We start from the raw sequence: 20,111 nt of genomic DNA on the forward strand, positions 1-20,111 counted from the left end.
CGCGTCCACCCCGTCGACGCTCGCCGAACTGGCTGGGGGCGGCCGCCGCGAGCACGACCGTCTGCCCAGCCGCGGCGTGGCGCGCGGCGAGCTTGCCGATGGACGTGGTCTTGCCGGTCCCGTTGACGCCCGTCACGAGCCACACGCTGGTCCCGTCGTCGCGCAGCGCCAGCGTCCGGTCACCCACCGAGAGCTCGTCGCGCAGCGTCTCCTTCAGCAGGCGCAGCGCATCCGCACCGGTCTTCGCGCCCTCGGCCTTGACCCGCCCGCGCAGGCTCTCGACGATCTCCATCGTGGCCTCGACGCCGACGTCCGCCCCGATCAGCGACTCCTCCAGCTCCTCCCACGCCTCATCGGTGATGCCCCGACCGAAGATCGACGCGACGTTGGCGCCGAGGCTGTTGCGCGCCCGCGTGAGCCGCAGGCGGAACCGCTCCCGGGCCGTCAGCGGGGCGGGCGCCGCCGCCGGCGCCTCGGGTGACTCGGGCTCGCCCGGCAGTGCTTCCTCCGCCGGGGGTGCGGCGGGCTCCGCCGGCTCGATCAGCTCCACGGGGCCGCCGGTATCGATCGGCGGCGCCTCCGCCTCGTCCGCGTCGGCGTCCACGTCGCTGGGCTGGGGCGGGGCGGCGCCCGCGTCCTCGGCGGTCTGGCCCTCGGGCACGGCCTCGGCGTCGGGCGCCCGCTCCTCGAGGTGCTCGCCCATCGCCTCGTCGAGCGCGACGCCGCGGCGACGGCGTGCCGACACGAAGCTCGCCACCATGATCGCCACGGTGACGACGACGATCAGTACCGCGAGAATCAGGGGGTCCACGGCTGCTCCCAGGGCCGCTCGCACGCCGCCCGGACGGGGATCTGTGTGGTCAGCCTACCCGCGGCGGCGGTGCGTCCCACGGCCCGCAGCGCGTCGCCGAACGCTGCTCACCCCGCCGGAGCGGCCTCGGTGAGCCGTTGGCTGATGACCTTGGAGACCCCGCCGCGCTGCATGGACACCCCGTACAGACAGTCGGCCACCTCCATGGTGCGCTTCTGGTGGGTCACGATGATCAGCTGGCTGGTCGCCCGGAACTCGGCGACCACGTCGAGGAAGCGCTGCAGGTTCACGTCGTCGAGCGCGGCCTCGACCTCGTCCAGGACGTAGAACGGCGAGGGCCGGGCGGCGAAGATGGCGAACAGCGCCGCCAGCGCCGTCAGGGACCGCTCCCCACCAGACAGCAGGGAGAGCCGCTTCACCCGCTTGCCGGGGGGCCGCGCCTCGACGTCGACCCCGGACTCCAGCAGGTCATCCGGGTCGGTGAGCACCAGCCGGCCGGTGCCGCCCGGGAACAAGCGCGGGAAGATGCGCTCGAACTGGGTGGCCACGTCCGCGAACGCCGCGCCGAACACCTCCCGGATCCGCTCGTCCACCGCCGCGACCACCTGGGTGAGGTCTCCCCGGGACGCCTTGAGGTCGTCGATCTGCTCGACCAGGAACCGGTGGCGCTCCTCCAGAGCCCGGAACTCCTCCAGCGCCAGGGGGTTGACGGTCCCGAGCAGCCCGATCTTGCGGACCAGCCGGGCCTCGTTCTCGGCGAGCTCCTCGTCGCGCTGCTCCCCGCCGCCGAGCAGCTCCTCGCCCCGGCGCCGCGCGTCGGCCAGCGCCGCGTCGGGGTCCATACCCAGGTCGGTGCGCAGACGCTCGCGCAGGACGTCGAGCTCGTGGCGCAGGGCGGCCCGCCGGAGCTCCTCGTTGTGCCGCTCCTCGCGCACCCGCGTCAACACGGCATCCGCCTCGCGGACACGGTTGCGGACCACCCCGAGGTCGCGTTGGTGCGCGCCGCGAGTCTCCTCGACACGATCGCGCTCGACGGCGGCCCGCTGCAGCGAGGACTCCGCCCGCTCCAGCGCCAGCGCGGCCACCTCGGCGAGCAGCGCGCACCGGTCGATCGCGGCCAACCGGCGGCGGCGGCGCTCCTCCCGTTCGACCAGCTGGCGTTGCACGTCGTCGGCCTCGTCCTCCAGCGCCGTGATGCGCCGGGACAGCTCCTCGCCTCGCTGGGCGACGGTGCTGGCCACCAGCCGCGCCTGCACCTCCGCCTCGCGCGCACCGGCGAGCGCGTCGTCCAAGCGCTCCGCCTCCAGGTCCGGGCCGTCCGCCCGCCTGTCGTCGGCGCCCTCCAGGGCCACCCCGTCCGACCCGCGGTCCTCGAGCGACTGCAGGCGTGTGCGCTGGTCCGCGATCTCCGCGGCGAGATCAGCCTGCTGACCGGTGAGCACGCCGAGCTCACCCTCGCAGGTCTCCAGCTCCTTGCGCAGCCGGTTCAGGCGTTCGGCGGCGGACGTGAGCAGTCCGTCGCACTCCTGCATCGCGGTGGTGGCCGCGTCGTACTCGGTGCGGGCCGCGACGAGCTCGCGATCGGCGTCGGCGACCTGGCGGTGCGCCACGAGCAGCTCGTTGATGACCCCCTCCAGCTGCTCCTCCGCCTGCTCCGCCGCCGCGCGGGACAGCACCGCGCTGGAGGGCCCGGCCGAGCCCCCGGCGTAGCCGCGCGCGCCGGCCATCTCGCCGTCGCGCGTGACGAACACCAAGCCGGGGTGGCGCGCCGCCAGGGCACAGGCGCTCGCGTACTCGTCGGCCTGCCGGCCCACGACGTACACGCCGGCGAGGGCGCGGCGCAGCGCGGCGTGCACCGGCGGTGCAGCCTCCAGCGCCTCGGCCAGGGGCTGCACGCCCGGCTCGTCGAGGCGACCGGCGTCGTTGCCGTCCGCCTCCCCGCCGGCCAGCAGGAGCACCCGGCCGAGCTCCTCGCTGCGCACGAACCCGACTGCTGCCGAGGCGGCGTCCTGGGTGGCCATGACCAGCGCATCACCCAACCCGCCGAGGGCGGCGGATGCAGCCCGGGCCATGCCCTCGGTCACGCGGACGTGATCGGCGAGCGGACCGACCACGCCGTCGACCCGGCCGTCCGCGGCCGCCTCGGCCACCGCCTGGATGCCCTCGGTGGCCTCCTGGGAGGCAGCGCGCAGCGCGTCGGCGCGGGCCTCGAGCGAGGCGCGGGTGCGCTCGAGGTCGCGCTCCCGGTGCACCGCGGCGTCGGCAGCGCCCTGCCGGCGCTCCAGGGCGCTCTCGGCTTCGGCCAGCTGCTCGGCCAACGCCGTGCCCTGGACGTCCAGGCGCTGGATCTCCGATCGCACGGACGCGGCGTCGGCAACCAGCTCGTCACGGCGAGCCGCCAGGCCCGAGACCTGGCTGGCCAGCCGGCCCTCCTCGCTGGCCGCCTGGGCCAGCGAGGAGCGCAGCGCGGAGACCTCGCCCTCCCAGCGCAGGAGCCGCTCCCTGGCCTCGGCGCGACGGCGGGCTTCGGCCGCGGCGGCCTGCTCATGGGCGCGGCGCGCCTGCTCGGCGGCGCCGCGGTGCGCCACCGCGTCGGCGAGGGACTGCTGGGCCTCGGCGTGCTCGGCCGCCAACGACCCGAGTCCGGTGCGCTCCTCGTCGGCCTGGGCGCGCAGCTGCGCCGGGTCGCGGCCCGCGACCGGCTCCTCCACCGCCTCCACCAGCCCGTCGCGTCGCTCCGTGATGCGTTCGCCGAGGCCCCGGTAGCGCTCGACGAGATTCGCCAGCCGGAAGTGGATCTCCGCCGCCGCCTGCGCGGTGGGGGCGAGGTCGGCGAGCGCCCGGTCGATCGTGGACTCCTGCGCGCGCGCGTCCGCGAGGGTGCGCTCCAGACCGGCGAGGTGCTCGTCGGACGCGCGCTGGGCACCCTGCTCGTCCTCCCACCGGTCGACCAGGCCCACCAGCTCGCGCAACGCCCGGGCGACGCGGGCCTCGCGCAACGCCGACTGCAACTCGGCGTGCTTGGCCGCGGCCTCGGCCTGGCGCTCCAGCGGGCGCAGGTTGCGCCGCACCTCGCGGACGACGTCGGTCAGGCGCTCCAGGTGGCCGTCCAGCGCGCTCAGCTTGCGCAGCGCGCGCTCCTTGCGGCGCCGGTGCTTGAGGATGCCGGCGGCTTCCTCGATGAACGCCCGGCGTTCCTCCGGCCGCGCGTTCAGGATGCCGTCGAGACGGCCCTGCCCGACGATGGTGTGGTTCTCGCGCCCGAGCCCGGTGTCGCTCAGGAGCTCCTGCACGTCGAGCAGCCGGCAGGGGGTCCCGTTGATGGCGTAGTCGTTCTCACCCGAGGCGAACATCGCCCGAGAGACGGTCACCTCGGCGAACTCGATCGGCAGCGTCCCCGCCGAGTTGTCGATGGTGATCTCCACCGCTGCCCGCCCGAGCGCCGCCCGCCCCGGGGCACCGGCGAAGATGACGTCGGCCATCTGGCCCCCGCGCAGGCTCTTGGCGCTGTGGGTCCCGAGCACCCACGAGAGCGCGTCGACGACGTTGGACTTGCCCGACCCGTTCGGTCCCACGACGACGGTGATCCCCGGCTCGAAGTCGAGCCTCGTCTTCTCCGCGAAGGACTTGAACCCCCGCAGGGTCATGGACGTGAGGAACACCCGGTTCGCGCCTTCTGGTCGAAAGTGGGGGTCGGCAGCAGTCCGGACGCAGTGTAGCGAGGGCCCGGGGGACGACGAAGGACCCGGCCCGTTCGATCCCCGGTCGGTCCGACACGGCGGTCCGACACGCGAAAAGCGGCCCGCATGGGGCCGCTTCGGCGTGTGGCCGCGGAGGTCAGCCGGTGGTGAGGACGGCGACCTCAGCCGCGTCATGCTCCTGCAGGGCCTCCTGCAGCACGGCGTTGTCCTGGTGGGCTCGGTGCAGCGCCTGCTCGAGCTCCGCGACGCGTGTCCGCAGGGCGGTGATCTCGGCCAGCAGCTGGTACGGCCGGTTGTCCCACGATCCGATAAGGGCCTTCATCCGGCGTTTCCTCCTGTGGTTGTCGGTCTAGCGGTTTTGAGGTTCGGTGAGCGCGACGGTGCGTCCGGCGGGCCTGGCGAGCAGCAGCGGCCTGACCGCCACGCTCCAGCAACTCCGACCTCGGGCACCGCCCAGGCACTGCACGACTACTGTACGGCTACTGCACGGCGACACTGCGGGCAGGCACTGCGCACAGGCTGCGTCGGCACAGGCCAAGCGTTCACGAGTTCACGAACTGGAATCTAGCACACCGGAGGACGGTGCGCGCAAGCCTCCGGTACCCTGGTCCCATGAGTTCCCGTCCCCTTGCCCTCCGGTTGTACACGCGTGCCGCGATCCCCGCTGCCGCCGCGGCGGCGGCCGGCCTGCTGTGGGTCTCCGTGCGGTCCCGGCCCGAGTCGAAGCGGGCCGTCGTGCCCGAGCCGCCGCCGGGTCTGCCCCCGGGGCGCGTGGTCCACGTCCCCGGGCACGGCGAGTTCTTCGTCCGTGAGGACGGGCCCGACGACCCCGACGCCCCGACCGTCGTGCTCCTGCACGGGTGGATGTTCAGCACTGACCTCACGTGGTTCGCCTGCTACGAGGAGCTGGCCCGGTCCGCCCGGGTGATCGCCGCCGACCACCGCGGGCACGGCCGTGGACCGCGACCCGCGGAGCCCTTCCGCCTCGCCGACGTGGCCGACGACGTGGCCGCACTCCTGCGCCACCTCGATGCCACGCCCGCGGTCGCCGTCGGCTACTCCATGGGCGGCACCATCGCCCAGCTGCTCTGGCAGCGCCACCCTGACGTCGTCCGGGGGCTGGTGCTCGCCGCGACCAGCGCGACGTTCCGTGAGGACGCCCGCGACCGGTGGACCTGGCGAGCCATGGGGGCCTTGCAGCTGATCCTGCGCGTCCTCCCGCGCGACGTCTTGGAGTGGGCGGCGTACTGGCAGGCCAGCAACCGGTCGCGCATGCGGATCTCGCGCCTCATCCATCCGGACACGCCCGCCCAGGTGGTCGACCTGCTGCCCTGGTTCACCGGCGAGCTGTCCCGCAACAGCGCGGAGGACGTCGCCGAGGCTGGACGGGAGATGGGGCGCTTCGACACCCGGGGCTGGCTCGGCAGCGTCGATGTCCCCACTGCGGTGCTCGTCCTCCTCCGGGACGGTCTCGTGCCCCCCGACCGCCAGCACGACCTGGCCGCCCGGATCCCGGGAGCCATCGTGCACGAGCTCCCCTTGGACCACGACGGGGTCGTCTCCCAGTCCGACGTCTTCCTGCCGGCCCTGGTCAAGGCGCTCCAAGAGGTCCTCGAGGGCTGACGGACCGATGGATGGCTTCCTCGACGCCTACGGTGTGCTCCAGGTGTCCCCCGACGCCACCCAGGCGGAGCTGAAGGCAGCGCACCGGGCGCTGGTGCGCCACCACCACCCCGACCGGGCCACGCCCGCCCAGCGTCCCGCCGCCGACCGGCTGCTGCGCGACATCAACGTCGCCTACGGCCTGGTCCGCGACCCGGACGCGCGCGCGCGCTACGACCAGGTGCGGCGGGTGCACACGGCGCGCCGGGCCGCCGAGCGGGCCCGGGGGGCCGTCGAGCTCGACGACGCCGCGCTGGCCGCGCGGTGGCAGGCCCTGTCGCAGGCCGCGGGCCGGTGGGCGGGCACGTGGCGGTCTCGCCGTGGCGGGGTCAGCTACCGCTCGGGACGCGCGCTCGGCCGCTGGCTCTCCTGAGCGATCGTCGCCGTACCTGCGCGATCACGTCTGGCACTGCGCACAGAAGTACGCGGTGAGCTTGCGGTCGATCCTGGCCCGCCTAATCGGCTGCCGGCAGCGCGCGCACGGTTCCCCGGTCCTGCCATAGACCTTCAGGTGGTCGCTGTAGTCCTCGTCGTCGAGGGGGTCGGGCGCCTCGCCGGAGGCGGCGTCGGAGGCGCCTTGCTTCACCGCCTCCTGGAGGACCTCGAAGATCGCCCGGTACAGGCGGCGGACCTCCTGGCTCGACAGCGTCTGCGAGGGCCGCGCTCCGGAGAGTCCGGCCGCCCACAGGATCTCGTCGGAGTAGACGTCGCCGAGCCCGACCATGAAGGACGGGTCCACGAGCAACCCCTTCAGCTTGGTCTTGCGCGCCTTCAGCTGCTGGTCGATCTCATGCCACGTGAAGACCTGCGCGAGCGGGTCGAGGCCCGTGGCCTGGAGCTCGGGGATGGTGTCCAGCTCGTCGGCGCCGATCACCCAGAGCTCTCCGTCCTTCCCGGCGTCGGAGTAGTGCAGCGCACCGCCGGTGGTGAAGGTCGCGACCACCTGGGTGTGGCGTGCGGGCTCCGCGGTCGCGGTCTCCCGGGAGATGGTCGCGTTCTCCCCGATGCGCACGACGAGCACCTTGCCCTCGTCGAGCTCCAGCAGCAGGTCGGTCCCCCGACGGTGGACCGCCTCGATCTTCCGACCCTCGAGCGTGCGCACGAACTCAGGGCGGTTGCGGTGGTGTCTGACGGTCGCGGCGGTCTTGACAGTGACGTCCTTGAAACGCTTGCCCACGACATCCTTCTCGAGATGCTTGCGGATCACCTCGACCTCGGGCAGCTGGGTCACCGACGTCCTCCGTCCTCTGGGCCGACCGTACGAATGCGGAACTGCCGGGGCCCGCGTGATGACCCCGTGTGACGACCTCGGTAGGTGTGATGGCCCCACCACCACCGGTGGGCTACGGAGACGATATCGCCAAACGCTCGATCAGCGTGACATATGCCTCCTCCGCGGCGCCTTGCTCGGCCTCTTTCTTGCTGCGTCCCCGCCCGCGTCCGAGCACGGCCCCCTCGATCTCCACCTCGGCGGTGAACCGCTTGGCGTGGTCGGGTCCCTCCTCGGCCAGCCGGTAGACCGGCAGTGCGGAGAGCTCGCTGGCGGTCAGCTCCTGCAACGAGGTCTTGAAGTCCAACGAGCCCTGCCAGGCCACGAGATGGTCGAGCAGGTCGGCGAACAACCGGTCCACCAGGCTCGTCGCCGCCTCCATGCCCCCCTCGAGGTAGACGGCCCCGATGAGCGACTCGATCGTGTCGGCCAGGATCGAGTCCTTGTCGCGTCCACCCGACTGCTCCTCCCCGTGCCCGAGTCGCACATGGGAGCCGAGATCGAGGTCACGGGCGATGCCGGCCAGCGCGCGGGTGTTGACCGCCGAGGACCGGATCTTCGCCAGCCGGCCCTCAGGCGCATCGGGCAGCAACCGGTACACCCGATGGGCGACCACCAGGCCGAGCACGGCGTCACCGAGGAACTCGAGTCGCTCGTAGGTCGGCAGGCCGCCCTCCTCGAACGCGAAGCTGCGGTGCGTGAGCGCCTGCTCCAGCAGCGAAGGGTCGGTGAAGACCACGGCCAGCTGGTCTTCGAGCGCCCCCAGGCCCGGCTCCCGGCTCACCGCGTCCCTGCCTCCCCTTGCCCGGACGTGCCGGCTGCGATGCGCTCGGCCGCCTCACCGACCGTCCGCAGCCCGACCAGCTCCTGGTCGGACAACCTTACCCGCTCGCCGCGCTCGCGCAGGTCGCGCTCCATGCCGTCCATCACCTCGACGAGGTCGAGGGAATCGGCGTGCAGGTCCTCGTCGAACCGCGAGGCGCTGGTCACGCTCGAGGGGTCGACCCCCATCACGCTCGCGGTCCGGGCGATCAGGAGCCGGAGCACCTCGCCCGACGCCGTCACGTCGGGTCCGCCAGGAGGTCGGCCAGGCGTTCCTCGATGCGCTGCGCCAGACCGGATCCGGCCACCTGTGCGGCCGTCCGCAGCGCAGCGGCGATCTCACGCTCCCGCGCCGCCCCGTGGGCGACCAGGACCGCGCCGTCCACCCCGAGCAGGATCGCCGCACCCGGGCCGGCGCCGGGATCGCGGTCAGGCATGACCGCCTCGACGGTCTTCAGGAACACATTGCCGGTGAAGCCGTCGGTGACCACGACGTCGACCACGCCGTCGTGCACCCCGCCGGGCTCGACGTTGCCGACGAACGCGGGCTCGCGGGTGAGCAGGTCGTGCGCTGTCCGGGTGAAGGCGTTGCCCTTGCCCGCCTCCGTGCCCACGTTCAGGAGCCCGACACGCGGCAGTGGGACGCCCCGGACCTGCGCGTAGGCCACCCCCATCCGGCTGTGGGCCACCAACGCCTCCGGTTGCGGGTCGGCACTGGCGCCGGCGTCCACGAGCACCACGCCCTGGGCACCGATGGGCAGCACGGCAGCCACGACGGGACGGCGGACACCGTGCAGGCGTCGCAGCGTCAGCAGGGCGGTGGCCAGGGTCGCTCCGGTCGAACCGGCCGACACCAGCGCCCCGGCCCGTCCCGCGGCGACCAGCTCGGCGGCGACGCGGATGCTGGCCCGCGGCTTGCCCCGGACACCGACCGCCGGATCCTCGTCGTTGCCGACGACGTCGCCCGCATCGACGATCTCCAGACCCCCGGGGTCGTCCGCGACCTCGAGCGCCCGGGCGACCTCACGTTCGCGGCCGACGAGCACGACCTGGACGCCGTACTCGTTCCGGGCGCGCAGCGCGCCGGCGACCAGCTCCGCGGGGGCGCGGTCACCGCCCATCGCGTCGAGGGCGATCACCGCGGCCGACACGCGATCTCTAGTCGACGTCGACGACCTGGCGGCCGGCGTAGTACCCGCACGTGGTGCAGACCGTGTGCGGTCGCATCGCGGCCTTGCACCGCGAGCACGTGGCGACAGTCGGGGGCGCGGTGCGCATCCACTGCGCCTTGCGGTGTCGGGTGCGTGAGCGGGACTTCTTGCGCTTCGGTACGGCCACGTGAATCGATTCCTTCCGTGTGCGCCGGTCAGGCGCCGGGCGGCAGTTGCAGCCCTTCGAGGGGGGCCCATCGGAGATCCCGCTCGTGGTCCGCGCAGTCGCAGACCGTGGCGTTGCGGTTCAGACCGCACGACGGGCAGAGACCCTGGCAGTCGGGACGGCAGAGCGGTCGATAGGGAGCGGCCGGCACGAGGGCGTCACGCAGCAGGGTTTCGAGATCGATGCTGCCATCCACGATCTCGTAGCCGGCTTCGATCGGTTCCTCGTCGCGGGGACCTGGTGCATCCGGGTCGGCGAAGAGCTCGGTGACCTCGGTACGCAGCGGCTGCTCGACGCCCTCGAGGCACCGCGCGCAGGACATGCGGGCGTCAGCTTCGACCCGGCCACGCAGGAGCAGCCCGTCGACCACGCTCTCGATCACCCCGGCCAGGCGCAGGGGGTCGTGGATCTCGACGAGCGTCAACGCCAGGTCGTCGGGCACGGCCATGGCAAGGTCGACCCGGCGGGAGGCGCCGGGCCGATCCAGCAGGTCGGTGACCGTGAGCACGAAGTCGTCGTTTCGAAGAGTCATGGTGAACGTGGGGGGAGGAGGCGCTGAGTCGAATGGTGCTCGCATCCGCCGCGACGGCGCTGGGACACCCGGGTACGTGGCCTGGCCGGCCACTGTAGCAGTGCTGGTGAGCTCAGGCCTCGTGGTCGTAGAACTGGCCCCCCGGGGCGGCACCGTACTCGTCCACCGCCTCGGTCAGGGCATCCGGTGCCTCGGCGGCCTCGACCTCGGCGAGCTCGTCGCTTGCCATCCGGCCGCGCAGCCGGTCACGGCCCTTCTCCACGGCCTTGAGCGTCTTGTGCAGGGTGATCTCGAACGTGGCGAGCTTGCCGTCGACGTAGTCCTCGGCCTCCAGCCGCAGCGTCGTCGCCGCTTCGCGAGCCTCCTCGAGGATGCGCTCGGCCTCGCGCCGGGCGGCACGCACCACCTCCTCCTCGCCGACGAGCCGGTCACGCTCGCGCACGGCGTCGCTCATGATCTGCTCGGACTCCCGCGACGCCTGGGCCAGCACCTCGTCGCGCTCCTTGATGATCCAGCGCGACTGGCGCAGCTCCTCGGGCAGGCCGGCCCGCAGCTCGGCGATCAGCTCGTCGAAGTCGCTGCGGTTGACCATGACCGACGACGACAGCGGCACGGGCCGCGCCTCGGCCAGGAGGTGCTCCATCTTCGATATGAGGGACTCGACGTCCACGTGGCACGTATCCTTTGTCGCCTGCTGTCGCTGTGCTGCGGGGCTAGTCGAGGGTGGCTTTGAGCCGCCGCACGACCACCGGGGGCACGAGGTCGGAGACGTCGCCGCCGAAGCGGGCCACCTGCTTCACGAGCGACGACGAAAGGAAAGAGTACACGGGGCTGCTGCTGAGGAAGAAGGTCTCCACCCCGCTGAGATGGTGGTTCATGTGGGCCATCCGCACCTCGTACTCGAAGTCGCCTGCCGCCCGCAGCCCCTTCACCACCACGCCGGCCCCCCGCTCGCGGCAGAAGTCCACGAGCAAGCCGTCGAAGGCGACGACCTCGACGTTGGCGAGGTGGGCCGTGCTCGCACGGAGGAGCTCGACCCGCACCTCGACGTCGAACAGCGGGTCCTTGCCGACATTGCGCAGGCACGCCACGACCAGGTGGTCGAAGCACGGTGCGGCGCGCTCGATGACATCAACGTGGCCGTTGGTCACGGGATCGAAGCTGCCCGGGCACACGGCGTTCACCGGCATGCCGCGACCCTACCGCCCGACCGAACGCAGGTACAGCAGCACGGTGTCCCCGTAGACCCGACGACGGGAGAGGACAAGGAACCGGGGTGGCTCGGCATCGCCGGTCGCGTCGCGACGGTCGCGCTCCAGGACCACCGTGGCGTCGGGCGCGAGCCCGCCGGCGTCCCGCAACGCGGTGGCCAGTGCGTACAGGTCCGGCGTGGGGTGCTCGTAGGGGGGGTCGAGCAGGACGATGTCGAAGGGGCCGCCCCCCGGATCCCTGACGTAGGCCGCGGCGTCGGTGCGCACCAGCGTCGCGCGCCCGTGCAGCCCCGTGCGGGTGAGGTTGCTCGCCACCACGGAGGCGGCCTTGCGGTCACGCTCCACCAGGACGGCCCGCGCAGCCCCCCGCGACAGCGCCTCGATCCCCAGGGCACCGGAACCGGCGAACAGGTCGAGCACGGTGGCGGCGGGCACGGCAGCGCCGAGGCTCGAGAAGAGCGCTTCGCGCACACGGTCGGCGGTCGGGCGGACCGCGGTCCCCGCGGGCACCTCGAGCCGGCGGCCACCGGCGCTCCCGGCGATCACCCTCATCCCGTCTCGAGCGCCGCGAGGCGCTCCTCACCGTAGCGGCGGGCGACCTCGTCGCGCAGCGCGGGGTGAGCGTGCAGCGCCCCGTCGGCCTCCACGAGCGCGCGGGCATCCTCGCGCGAGCGCGCGACCCACTCGACGTCGCGGGCGAGGCGCGCGAGCTTCAGGTCGGGCAGTCCGGACTGGCGGGTGTCGAAGAGACTGCCCTCGCCGCGCAGCTCCAGGTCGGTCTCGGCGAGGCGGAACCCGTCGGTGGTGTCCGCCAGGGCCTGCAGGCGCGGGTTGTCGTCGGGGACGCTCGAGAACAGCACGCAGTAGCTCTGCGCGGTGGCCCGCCCCACCCTGCCCCGCAGCTGGTGCAGCTGGCTGATGCCGAAGCGGTCGGCGTCCTCGATCACCATGATGGTCGCCTCGGGCACGTCGACGCCGACCTCGATGACGGTCGTCGCCACCAGGACCTGCACGTCGCCGTGGCGAAAGGCCTCCATGGTGCGGTCCCGCTCGGCGGCCGGCAGGCGGCCGTGCACGAGGCCGACCGCCAGGTCGGGGAAGACCTCGGTGGTCAGGTGGGCGACCATCGCCTCGGCGGACGCGACCGAGCGGTCCCCGCCCCCGGGCAGCTCCACGCGCAGGGCGTCGGAGTCCTGGACCAGCGGGCAGACCACGTAGGCGCGCTCGCCGGCCGCCACGCGGGCCCGGATGTAGTCGTGCAATCGGGCTCGCCGGGGCGAGTCCGAGGCGATCACCTCGGTGCGGATGGGCTGGCGACCGGGCGGCAGCTCGTCGAGCACGGTGACGTCCAGGTCGCCGTACAGCGTCAACGCGAGGGAGCGGGGGATGGGCGTGGCCGTCATGACGAGGACGTCGGGGGCCCGTCCCGCAGCCGCCTTGGCGCCCTTGTCCCGCAGCCTGGTGCGGTGCTCGACCCCGAACCGGTGCTGCTCGTCGACGATCACCACACCGAGGTGGTCGAAGGTGACGCGCTCCTCGAGCAGCGCGTGCGTGCCGATCACGAGGTGCACGTCCCCGACCGCCAGCTCGGCGAGCAGGCCCCGCAGGCGCGTGGAGCCGGTGGCCCCGGTGAGCAGCTCCAGGCGCGGCCCGCCCACGGCGTTCACGCCGAGGGGCGCGAGCAGCGCGGAGAACGTACGCAGGTGCTGCTCGGCCAGGACCTCCGTGGGCGCCATCAGCACGGCCTGCCGGCCGTTGTCGACCGCCGCGAGCATCGCCCACGCGCCGACCAGCGTCTTGCCCGATCCGACGTCGCCCTGGAGCAGCCGGTGCATGGGCTTCGGCCGGGCCAGGTCCGCGGCGAGCTCGGCGAACGCCCGGCGCTGCGCCGCCGTGGGCGCGAAGGGCAGCGCGTCGAGCAGCGCCTGGCCCAGCCCGGCGGGCCGCGGGTCGTTGTCCATGCCGTCCGCGCCGGACTCCAGGCGCTGGCGCCGCTGCTGCAGGCCGATCTGCAGGGTCAGCAGCTCGTCGTACACCAGCCGGGTCCGGGCGGGGGCCACCGCGTCGAGGTGCGGCGGCCGGTGGATGGTGCGCAGGGCGGTGTCCAGGTCGACGAGGTCCCGTCCTTCGCGGAGCCCCCGGGGCAGATGGTCGGCCAGGGGTGGGAGCCGGTCCAGCGCTGCCGCCACATGACGGGCGATGCGGGGACTGGGCATCGCCTCGGTCGCCGGATAGGTGACGTGGACCGGCTCGGGCTCGTCCGCCTGCTCGTCGGCGTCCTCGGCCAGCACCTCCAGCTTGGGGTTCTTGAGCTGCAGCTGGTCGCGGAAGCGCTCGAGTGTGCCGCTGACCGCGACACGGGCGCCCTTGGGGGTCTGGCGCACCCGCCACTCCTGGTTGAAGAAAGGCGCTTCGACGCGGCCGCCGTGCTCGTCGACGACGACCGCCTTGGCGATCGTCATGCGCCGCTTGCGCGGGCGGACGACGTTCCACCGCAGGATCGTCCCCACGATGGTGACGGCCTGGCCGACGGCGGCGTCGCCCAACGCCACCCGCACGCCGATCTCGCGGTACTTGTCCTGGTGGGGATAGTGCTCCAGAAGGTCGCGCACGGTCGTCACCCCGAAGGCGCTGCGCAGCGTGGCGGCCGCACGGCCGCTCACTCCCGGCACCTCGGTCACGTCGGCGGCGAGCCACTCCTGCGCGTCCATGGGCGGTGCGCAGTGTAGGGCTCCGCTGGCCCCCCCCTGCGCCAGGCGCTACCGTGGTCCTCCTTCCGTCCATCCCCCCGACCCACCCCGCGACCCCAGGGTCCGGCCTTCGAGGTGCGCAACCATGGCTGCCGTCTGCGAGATCTGCGACAAGAAGCCCAACTTCAACTTCCAGGTGAGCTTCTCCCACCGCCGGTCGAAGCGGCAGTGGTCGCCCAACGTGCAGCGCATCCGCATCTGGGACGGCAGGTCCACGCGCCGGGCCGACGTCTGCACGTCCTGCATGAAAGCCGGCAAGGTCACCCGCCCGCCGCAGCGCACCGCCCCGTCGTAGCCCGCACGGCCTACCGGCGACGCCAACCGTGGTCGACGGGGCCGATGCCCCGTCCCAGGGCCAACCCGCCGGCGATGGCCCCGGTGACGTAGTCCTTGGCCGCCCGGACCGCGTCCACGACCCCGACGCCGAGGGCGCGATGCGCCGCGATCGCCGCCGCCAGGGTGCAGCCCGTGCCATGCGTGTGCATCGTGTCGAGGCGTCGCCCGGTGATGGTGATGGCGGTGTCACCGTCGAACAGCAGGTCCGCCGCGTCCGGGTTGTCCTGCAGGTGACCGCCCTTGACGAGCACCCACCCGGGACCGAGCGCCTTGACCGCCTCGGCCCCGGCCTGCAGGTCGGCGACCTCGCGGACCTCCACCCCCGTCAGCAGCGCCACCTCACCGGTGTTTGGCGTGACGATCTCTGCCAGCGGCAGGATCTCGGTCCGCAGCGCCTCGATCGCGTCGTGGCGGAGCAGCGGGTCACCGTGCTTGGACGCGCACACCGGGTCGACGACCAGGCGTGTCACGCTGTGGTCGCGCACCGCCTGGGCGACGGTGCGCACGATGGCGTCGGTGGCCAGCATGCCCGTCTTGGCCGCCGACGCGCCGATGTCGCCGAGCACCGCGTCCAGCTGGGCGCGCACGAACTCGGGTGGCACCTCGTGCACCCCGTGCACCCCGAGGGTGTTCTGGACGGTCAGGGCGGTCAGCACGCTGGTGCCGTACACGCCGAGCTCGGCGAAGGTCTTGAGGTCGGCCTGGATGCCGGCGCCGCCGCCGGAGTCCGAGCCGGCGATGGTCAGCGCGGTCGGGATGGTCACGGGTGGTCCTCCGCTGTGGGGTCGTGGCTGCGGTCGTGGTCGTAGCCCAGGGTGGTGATGTCGCGGTCGTGGCCGTCGTGGGTGAGCACGACGCCCGCGCCCGCGGTGACCTCGCCCACGACGGCCGCGGGGACGCCATCGGCGGCGCCGGCCTCGGCGGCGACCGCGTGGGCCGCCTCGGGGGCCACCGTGGCGACGAGCGCGAAGTCCTCCCCGCCCCCGGCGACGACCTCGACGAGGTCGGCCCCGACCGCCGTGGCGGCGGCCCGGACACCGGGGGCGACCGGCAGGTCACGCCACCGGACGGTGGCGCGCACCCCCGAGGCGGCGCACACATGCCCGAGGTCGGCCCCCAGCCCGTCGGAGACGTCGATGAGCGCGGTCGCGCCCCGTGCTTGCAGGACCTGCCCGGCCGCGGCCAGTGCGACGGGGCGCCGGTGCGCGGCGAGCAGGTCGGGGTCGGGCGTGATGCCCGCGGCAACCTGGGCCAGCGCGGCCGAGGCCGCCCCGAGCGCGCCGACCACGAGCACGGCGTCGCCCGGTCGCGCCCCGGACCGTGGCACCGCCGCGGCTGGGTCGACCTCGCCGATGGCGGTCACCGAGACCATCAGCTGCCCGGCCCGCGCCGTGTCGCCACCGACCAGACGCACCCCCCAGCGGTCGCACGCGGCACGCATGCCCCGGTAGAGCGACTCCACGTGGTCGTGCGGCAGTCCGGCAGGCCGGCAGAGCCCCACGACCGCCGCCCGGGGGCGTGCGCCCATGGCCGCGAGGTCACTGACGTTCACGGCCACGGCCTTCCACCCGATGTCGGCCCAGCTCGACAGCTCATGGGTGAAGTGCACCCCCTCCACCAGCACGTCGACGGTCACCACGATGCCGCGCTGCGTGGCCAGGATCACCGCCGCGTCGTCGCCGTGCCCGATGGCGATGCCCTCGCCCGCACCGTCGAGCATGGCGCCGAGGCGCGCGAGGCCGTGGAACTCGCCGATGGGCATCGCCCGAGTATCTCACCCGCCCGCTAGCCTTCCCCACCACGGCGGGCCGCTGGCGCGGCTCCGCATCCGACCGTGGTTCCCGGTGCGGCAAGGAGACGATGTGGCGGTCCTGAACACCATCGAGCTCGAGGGGGTGTCCGCCGAGAGCTGGCGGGACGCCGCGGCCGAGGCGCTGGCCGAGGCGGCGAGGACCCTGCGCGGCATCCGCCGGATGGACATCCTCGCCACGAGCGCCGTGGTCGAGGAGGGCGCCATCACCGAGTACCGCACCCAGGTGCGCCTGGTGTTCGAGGTCGAGGGCTCCCGCTGAGCCGAGCCGCCCGCAGCCGCCCCGTCCTCGTCGACCGGCGTCGCCTACGATGCCCGCACCAGCCGCACGCAAAGGACGACACATGGTCTCCGCCTACATTCTCATCCTGACCGAGGTCGGCAAGGCGGCGCAGGTCGCGCAGGCCGTCGCGGAGATCCCCGGCGTCGAGGCGGCCGAGGACGTCACGGGTCCCTACGACGTGATCGTCCGGGCCAAGGCCAACGACGTCGACGAGCTGGGACGCCTGGTCGTCGCCAGGATCCAGGCGATCGACGGCATCGACCGGACCCTCACCTGCCCGATCGTGCACCTCTGACCGGCCGCGGCCACCGCCGCTCAGGGCGCGTAGTGGCCGTCCGAGCGAGCGGCTTCCAGCGCGAGGTCGAGCAGCCGGGCGACCAGCTGGGGATACGCGGTCCCGGCCGCTGCCCAGACCGCGGGGTACATGGACGTGGGCGTGAACCCCGGGATGGTGTTGATCTCGTTCAGGTAGACTTGGCCGCTGCCCTGCACGTAGAAGAAGTCGACGCGCCCCATCCCACGGGCCCCGATCGCCAGGTACGCCTGTCGGGCGTACGCCATGCAGGTGCGGCTCACCTCCGGTGGCACGTCCGCAGGACAGCGCAGCTCGACGTCGTCGATGTACTTGGCCGTGAAGTCGTAGAACTCGCGCTCGGTGATGACCTCGCCAGGTGGTGTGACCTCGATCTCGGCGTTGCCGAGCACCCCGCACTCGAGCTCGCGCACGGTGGACAGGGCCTGCTCGATGATGGCCACGCGGTCGTACGCGAACGCCTCGCCGATGCCCTCGGTGAGCTGGTTGCGACCGGTGCACCGGCGGATCCCGATGGACGAGCCCTGACGGGCGGGCTTGGTGAAGACGGGGTAGGCGAGATCCTCCTCGACACTGCACAGCACCGCTTCCGCATCGTGCTCCCAGACGGCCCGGCGGACCGACCGGTACGGCACCTGGGGGAGCCCACGTGCGGTGAACACGTCCTTCATCTGGCGCTTGTCGATCCCCACCGCACTGGCCGCCACGCCCGCGCCGACGTAGGGCACGCCGTAGCTGGCCAGCAACCCCTGCACGGTCCCGTCCTCGCCGTGGGCGCCGTGCAGCACCGGGAAGCACACGTCCACGGGACCGATCTCCTCACCGGCGAACCCATCGGGGAAGCACACCAACCGGGGCCCCTTGCGGGTCGGCACGAGCGCCACGGTCTCCCCGTCGTCGGCCACCGACGGCAGCGCCCCATCAGGGGCGTCGGGCACGCCGTCGACCAGCGTCCATCGCCCGTCGCGGGTGATGCCGACCGTGGTGACCAGGTAGCGGCGCCGGTCGAGCGCCTCGAGCACCGACTGCGCCGACAGGCACGACACCTCGTGCTCCTGGGAGCGCCCGCCGAAGAGCACCAGCACCCGGGTCAGCTCGCTCATGGCCTGCCCAGCCCGTGGAGCTCGGCCTTGGGCGCGCGTCCCATCAGCGCCTGCACCATGTCACCCACGTCCATGCCCTCGTGGACCACCTTGACGACATGCTCCACGATGGGCATCTCGACGCCGTGCTCGCGGGCGATCTGGGCGATGGCCTTCGAGGACTTCACGCCCTCGGCCACCATGTTCATGTCGGCGATGATGTCCTCGATGGAGCCGCCACGCCCCAGGGCCTCCCCCACGTGCCGGTTGCGCGACTGGGGGCTCATACAGGTCGCGACCAGATCACCCATGCCCGCCAGGCCGGAGAAGGTCAGGGGGTTGCCCCCGTAGGCGACACCCAGTCGGGTCATCTCGGCCAGACCTCGGGTCACGAGCATGGCCTTGGTGTTGTCGCCGAAGCCCATGCCGTCGGCCATGCCGGCTGCCAGCGCCAACGGGTTCTTGACCGCCCCCCCGATCTCCACGCCCACCAGGTCCGGGTTGGTGTACACCCGGAAGTAGTCGGTGTGGCTCATCGCCTGCACCTGGCGGACGACGGTGGGCTCGACGCCGGCTGCGACGGTCGCGCTCGGCAGTCGACGGGCGCACTCCTTCGCCAGGTTGGGGCCGCTCAGCACGACGACGCGCTCGATCGGCAGGTCGAAGGACTCGCGGATCACCTGGCTCGCCCGCTGACGGCTGCCGAGCTCGATGCCCTTGATCAGGCTGAGGTAGATGGCGTCGGTGCGCGCCAGGCCAGACCAGGCGTTCAGCCCCTCCCGCAACGCATGGCTCGGCATGGCCATCACGACCATCTCCGCCCCGGCCAGCGCCTCCTCCGGGTCCGCGGTCGCCCGGAGTCGCGCCGGGAGCTCGATCTCACCGAGGTAGCTGGTGTTGCGGTGCTCCGCCGCGACCTCGTCGGCGACGTCCTGGCGCCGTGCCCACAGGACGACGTCCCCGCCGGCGTCGCAGCACACCATGGCGAACGCCGTCCCCCACGACCCGGCACCCATCACCGCGATCCTGCCCACCTGCGTGTCCTTCCGGGCTCGGCTGGGACGCAGTGTAGCGGTGCGGGGGATACCCTCCTCGCCATGTCGTCCAGCCCGGCGGACACGGCTGTCGCGGTCGTGCCGCTGAAGGCCTTGAGCCGCGCGAAGGGCCGGTTGGCCGGTCACCTCCCCGCGCGCGACCGCCGGGAGCTGGTGGCGTGGATGTTCGCCCGGGTGATCGCCGCCTGTCGCGGGGCGTCGGGCGTGGGTGCGGTGCTGGTGGTCGCCGGCGACGACGCTGCTGCGGACCTGGCCCGGGGGCTGGCGGTGCCGGTCGTGGTGGAGCGCAAGCCGGGGCTGGCCGCCGCCATGGCCGCGGCCGACGACGCGACCGCAGCGGCCACCGCCAGCCTCGTGGTCGCCGCCGACCTGCCATTCGCGGGTGCCGATGACCTCGACCTGGTCTGCCGCGCGGGTCGGCGTGGACCCTGCGTGGTCGTTGCCCCCACCCGCGACGGCGGCACCGCCGCGCTGCTGCGGCGGCCGGCGGGGGTGATCGTCCCCGCCTACGGACCCAGCTCGGCGACGGCGCACCTCGCGGCTGCCGCCGCCGCGGGAGCACGGGGGGTGCGCCTCGTCGTGCCCGCGCTGGCCTTCGACGTCGACACCGCCGAGCACCTGCGGGCGCTGCACCCCCGGGATCTCGGGGCGACCTGGACCGACGGATTGTCAGCGGGGTGATCCGCCGCGTACCCTTCTCCACGGTCATTCTCGAACGAGGGAGCCACGGCATGCCGCAGGGCACGGTGAAGCACTTCGATGTGGAGACCAGCACCGGGACGGTGCTCCTCGACAACCAGGACGAGCTGCCCATCGACGCGGAGACGTTCGCCGCGTCGGGACTCATGGAGCTGCGCCTGGGCCAGCGGGTCCGCTTCAAGCTCGAGAGCGACGAAGGCCGCGAGCGGGTCCGCGGGCTGAACATCGTGAGCTTGTAGGGCCACGCCCCCGGGTGGACCGCCGGTCCCGGGGGTCGGGGATCGGGGGTCGGGTCCGGCCCCGGCCGGCGGGGCGCCGCTCCGACCGATGCTCGCCCGGGGACTAGCCCGAGTTTCCTGGATAGCCGTGCGCTGATTGGTGTTTGTGCTGGTCAGCG

Annotated in this window: 24 protein-coding genes; 7 read left to right on the forward strand and 17 right to left on the reverse strand. The window is 73.2% G+C overall.

Annotated elements, in window-relative coordinates:
• The 3 genes from WD250_14285 to WD250_14295 form a co-directional block, all read right to left on the reverse strand.
• Positions 1-811 (reverse strand): signal recognition particle receptor subunit alpha (locus WD250_14285; protein ID MEX2621379.1); only part of this gene is annotated, 811 nt, incomplete at its 3' end.
• A gap of 107 nt (positions 812-918) precedes the next feature.
• Entirely contained in the window at positions 919-4,473 is a 3,555-nt protein-coding gene (gene smc / locus WD250_14290; protein MEX2621380.1) for a chromosome segregation protein SMC, read from the reverse strand.
• A gap of 175 nt (positions 4,474-4,648) precedes the next feature.
• Positions 4,649-4,834 (reverse strand): hypothetical protein, encoded by a 186-nt coding sequence (locus WD250_14295; GenBank protein ID MEX2621381.1) that lies wholly within the window; start codon positions 4,832-4,834, stop codon positions 4,649-4,651.
• A gap of 290 nt (positions 4,835-5,124) precedes the next feature.
• Between WD250_14295 and WD250_14300 the strand changes: the two genes are divergently transcribed.
• Together WD250_14300 and WD250_14305 are read left to right on the forward strand one after the other, a co-directional pair.
• Positions 5,125-6,135, forward strand: coding sequence for an alpha/beta fold hydrolase (locus tag WD250_14300; protein MEX2621382.1), 1,011 nt, complete (start codon positions 5,125-5,127; stop codon positions 6,133-6,135).
• A 7-nt stretch (positions 6,136-6,142) separates the two neighbouring features.
• The gene (locus WD250_14305) at positions 6,143-6,547 is read left to right on the forward strand and encodes a J domain-containing protein (GenBank protein MEX2621383.1); all 405 of its coding nucleotides are present in this window, start codon (positions 6,143-6,145) and stop codon (positions 6,545-6,547) included.
• Between the two features lie 24 nt (positions 6,548-6,571).
• Here the strand turns inward: WD250_14305 and mutM are convergent, their stop codons facing one another.
• From mutM to recG, 10 genes are all read right to left on the reverse strand, one after another.
• Positions 6,572-7,405: a DNA-formamidopyrimidine glycosylase gene (gene mutM, locus WD250_14310; protein MEX2621384.1), complete on the reverse strand. Its 834-nt coding sequence runs from the start codon at positions 7,403-7,405 to the stop codon at positions 6,572-6,574.
• A gap of 112 nt (positions 7,406-7,517) precedes the next feature.
• A complete protein-coding gene (rnc, locus tag WD250_14315; GenBank protein MEX2621385.1) occupies positions 7,518-8,228 on the reverse strand; it encodes a ribonuclease III in 711 nt (236 codons plus the stop codon).
• Complete coding sequence (locus tag WD250_14320) at positions 8,225-8,509, reverse strand: phosphopantetheine-binding protein (GenBank protein ID MEX2621386.1); 285 nt, start codon at positions 8,507-8,509, stop codon at positions 8,225-8,227. The genes rnc and WD250_14320 overlap by 4 nt, the downstream gene beginning before the upstream one ends.
• The gene (locus WD250_14325) at positions 8,506-9,417 is read right to left on the reverse strand and encodes a hypothetical protein (GenBank protein MEX2621387.1); all 912 of its coding nucleotides are present in this window, start codon (positions 9,415-9,417) and stop codon (positions 8,506-8,508) included. The genes WD250_14320 and WD250_14325 overlap by 4 nt, the downstream gene beginning before the upstream one ends.
• Before the next feature lie 7 nt (positions 9,418-9,424).
• Entirely contained in the window at positions 9,425-9,604 is a 180-nt protein-coding gene (gene rpmF / locus WD250_14330) for a 50S ribosomal protein L32 (protein ID MEX2621388.1), read from the reverse strand.
• A 28-nt stretch (positions 9,605-9,632) separates the two neighbouring features.
• Complete coding sequence (locus WD250_14335; GenBank protein MEX2621389.1) at positions 9,633-10,175, reverse strand: DUF177 domain-containing protein; 543 nt, start codon at positions 10,173-10,175, stop codon at positions 9,633-9,635.
• Between the two features lie 112 nt (positions 10,176-10,287).
• Positions 10,288-10,845 carry a hypothetical protein gene (locus WD250_14340; protein MEX2621390.1) on the reverse strand — a complete coding sequence of 186 codons (558 nt, stop codon included), beginning with the start codon at positions 10,843-10,845 and terminating at the stop codon, positions 10,288-10,290.
• Between the two features lie 43 nt (positions 10,846-10,888).
• A complete protein-coding gene (coaD, locus tag WD250_14345; GenBank protein MEX2621391.1) occupies positions 10,889-11,365 on the reverse strand; it encodes a pantetheine-phosphate adenylyltransferase in 477 nt (158 codons plus the stop codon).
• Between the two features lie 9 nt (positions 11,366-11,374).
• Positions 11,375-11,932: a 16S rRNA (guanine(966)-N(2))-methyltransferase RsmD gene (gene rsmD / locus WD250_14350; protein ID MEX2621392.1), complete on the reverse strand. Its 558-nt coding sequence runs from the start codon at positions 11,930-11,932 to the stop codon at positions 11,375-11,377.
• A gap of 2 nt (positions 11,933-11,934) precedes the next feature.
• On the reverse strand, positions 11,935-14,097 hold the full coding sequence (gene recG / locus WD250_14355; GenBank protein MEX2621393.1) for an ATP-dependent DNA helicase RecG: 2,163 nt from the start codon (positions 14,095-14,097) through the stop codon (positions 11,935-11,937).
• A 124-nt stretch (positions 14,098-14,221) separates the two neighbouring features.
• Here recG and rpmB point away from each other — a divergent pair, with 124 nt between their 5' ends.
• Positions 14,222-14,431, forward strand: coding sequence for a 50S ribosomal protein L28 (gene rpmB, locus WD250_14360; GenBank protein MEX2621394.1), 210 nt, complete (start codon positions 14,222-14,224; stop codon positions 14,429-14,431).
• A gap of 10 nt (positions 14,432-14,441) precedes the next feature.
• On the opposite strand, the gene thiD is transcribed toward rpmB, so the two are convergent.
• Both thiD and thiL read right to left on the reverse strand, forming a co-directional pair.
• Positions 14,442-15,236: a bifunctional hydroxymethylpyrimidine kinase/phosphomethylpyrimidine kinase gene (gene thiD, locus WD250_14365; protein MEX2621395.1), complete on the reverse strand. Its 795-nt coding sequence runs from the start codon at positions 15,234-15,236 to the stop codon at positions 14,442-14,444.
• A complete protein-coding gene (gene thiL / locus WD250_14370) occupies positions 15,233-16,234 on the reverse strand; it encodes a thiamine-phosphate kinase (GenBank protein ID MEX2621396.1) in 1,002 nt (333 codons plus the stop codon). The genes thiD and thiL overlap by 4 nt, the downstream gene beginning before the upstream one ends.
• A 100-nt stretch (positions 16,235-16,334) precedes the next feature.
• Between thiL and WD250_14375 the strand changes: the two genes are divergently transcribed.
• Together WD250_14375 and WD250_14380 are read left to right on the forward strand one after the other, a co-directional pair.
• Positions 16,335-16,544 (forward strand): dodecin domain-containing protein, encoded by a 210-nt coding sequence (locus WD250_14375; GenBank protein MEX2621397.1) that lies wholly within the window; start codon positions 16,335-16,337, stop codon positions 16,542-16,544.
• 82 nt (positions 16,545-16,626) lie between these two features.
• A complete protein-coding gene (locus tag WD250_14380; GenBank protein ID MEX2621398.1) occupies positions 16,627-16,860 on the forward strand; it encodes an Lrp/AsnC ligand binding domain-containing protein in 234 nt (77 codons plus the stop codon).
• Positions 16,861-16,880: 20 nt separating this feature from the next.
• Here the strand turns inward: WD250_14380 and WD250_14385 are convergent, their stop codons facing one another.
• Positions 16,881-17,981: a D-alanine--D-alanine ligase family protein gene (locus tag WD250_14385; protein ID MEX2621399.1), complete on the reverse strand. Its 1,101-nt coding sequence runs from the start codon at positions 17,979-17,981 to the stop codon at positions 16,881-16,883.
• Positions 17,978-18,994 (reverse strand): NAD(P)H-dependent glycerol-3-phosphate dehydrogenase, encoded by a 1,017-nt coding sequence (locus tag WD250_14390; protein ID MEX2621400.1) that lies wholly within the window; start codon positions 18,992-18,994, stop codon positions 17,978-17,980. Before WD250_14390 ends, WD250_14385 begins: the two co-directional genes overlap by 4 nt.
• Before the next feature lie 63 nt (positions 18,995-19,057).
• On the opposite strand from WD250_14390, the gene cofC reads away from it, so the two are divergent.
• Both cofC and WD250_14400 read left to right on the forward strand, forming a co-directional pair.
• On the forward strand, positions 19,058-19,696 hold the full coding sequence (gene cofC / locus WD250_14395; protein MEX2621401.1) for a 2-phospho-L-lactate guanylyltransferase: 639 nt from the start codon (positions 19,058-19,060) through the stop codon (positions 19,694-19,696).
• A complete protein-coding gene (locus tag WD250_14400) occupies positions 19,693-19,953 on the forward strand; it encodes a hypothetical protein (protein MEX2621402.1) in 261 nt (86 codons plus the stop codon). Before cofC ends, WD250_14400 begins: the two co-directional genes overlap by 4 nt.
• The last annotated feature ends 158 nt before the right edge of the window (positions 19,954-20,111 follow it).

It is taken from the genome of Egibacteraceae bacterium (assembly GCA_040905805.1).
In the GTDB taxonomy this organism is placed as follows: Bacteria; Actinomycetota; Nitriliruptoria; order Euzebyales; family Egibacteraceae; genus DATLGH01.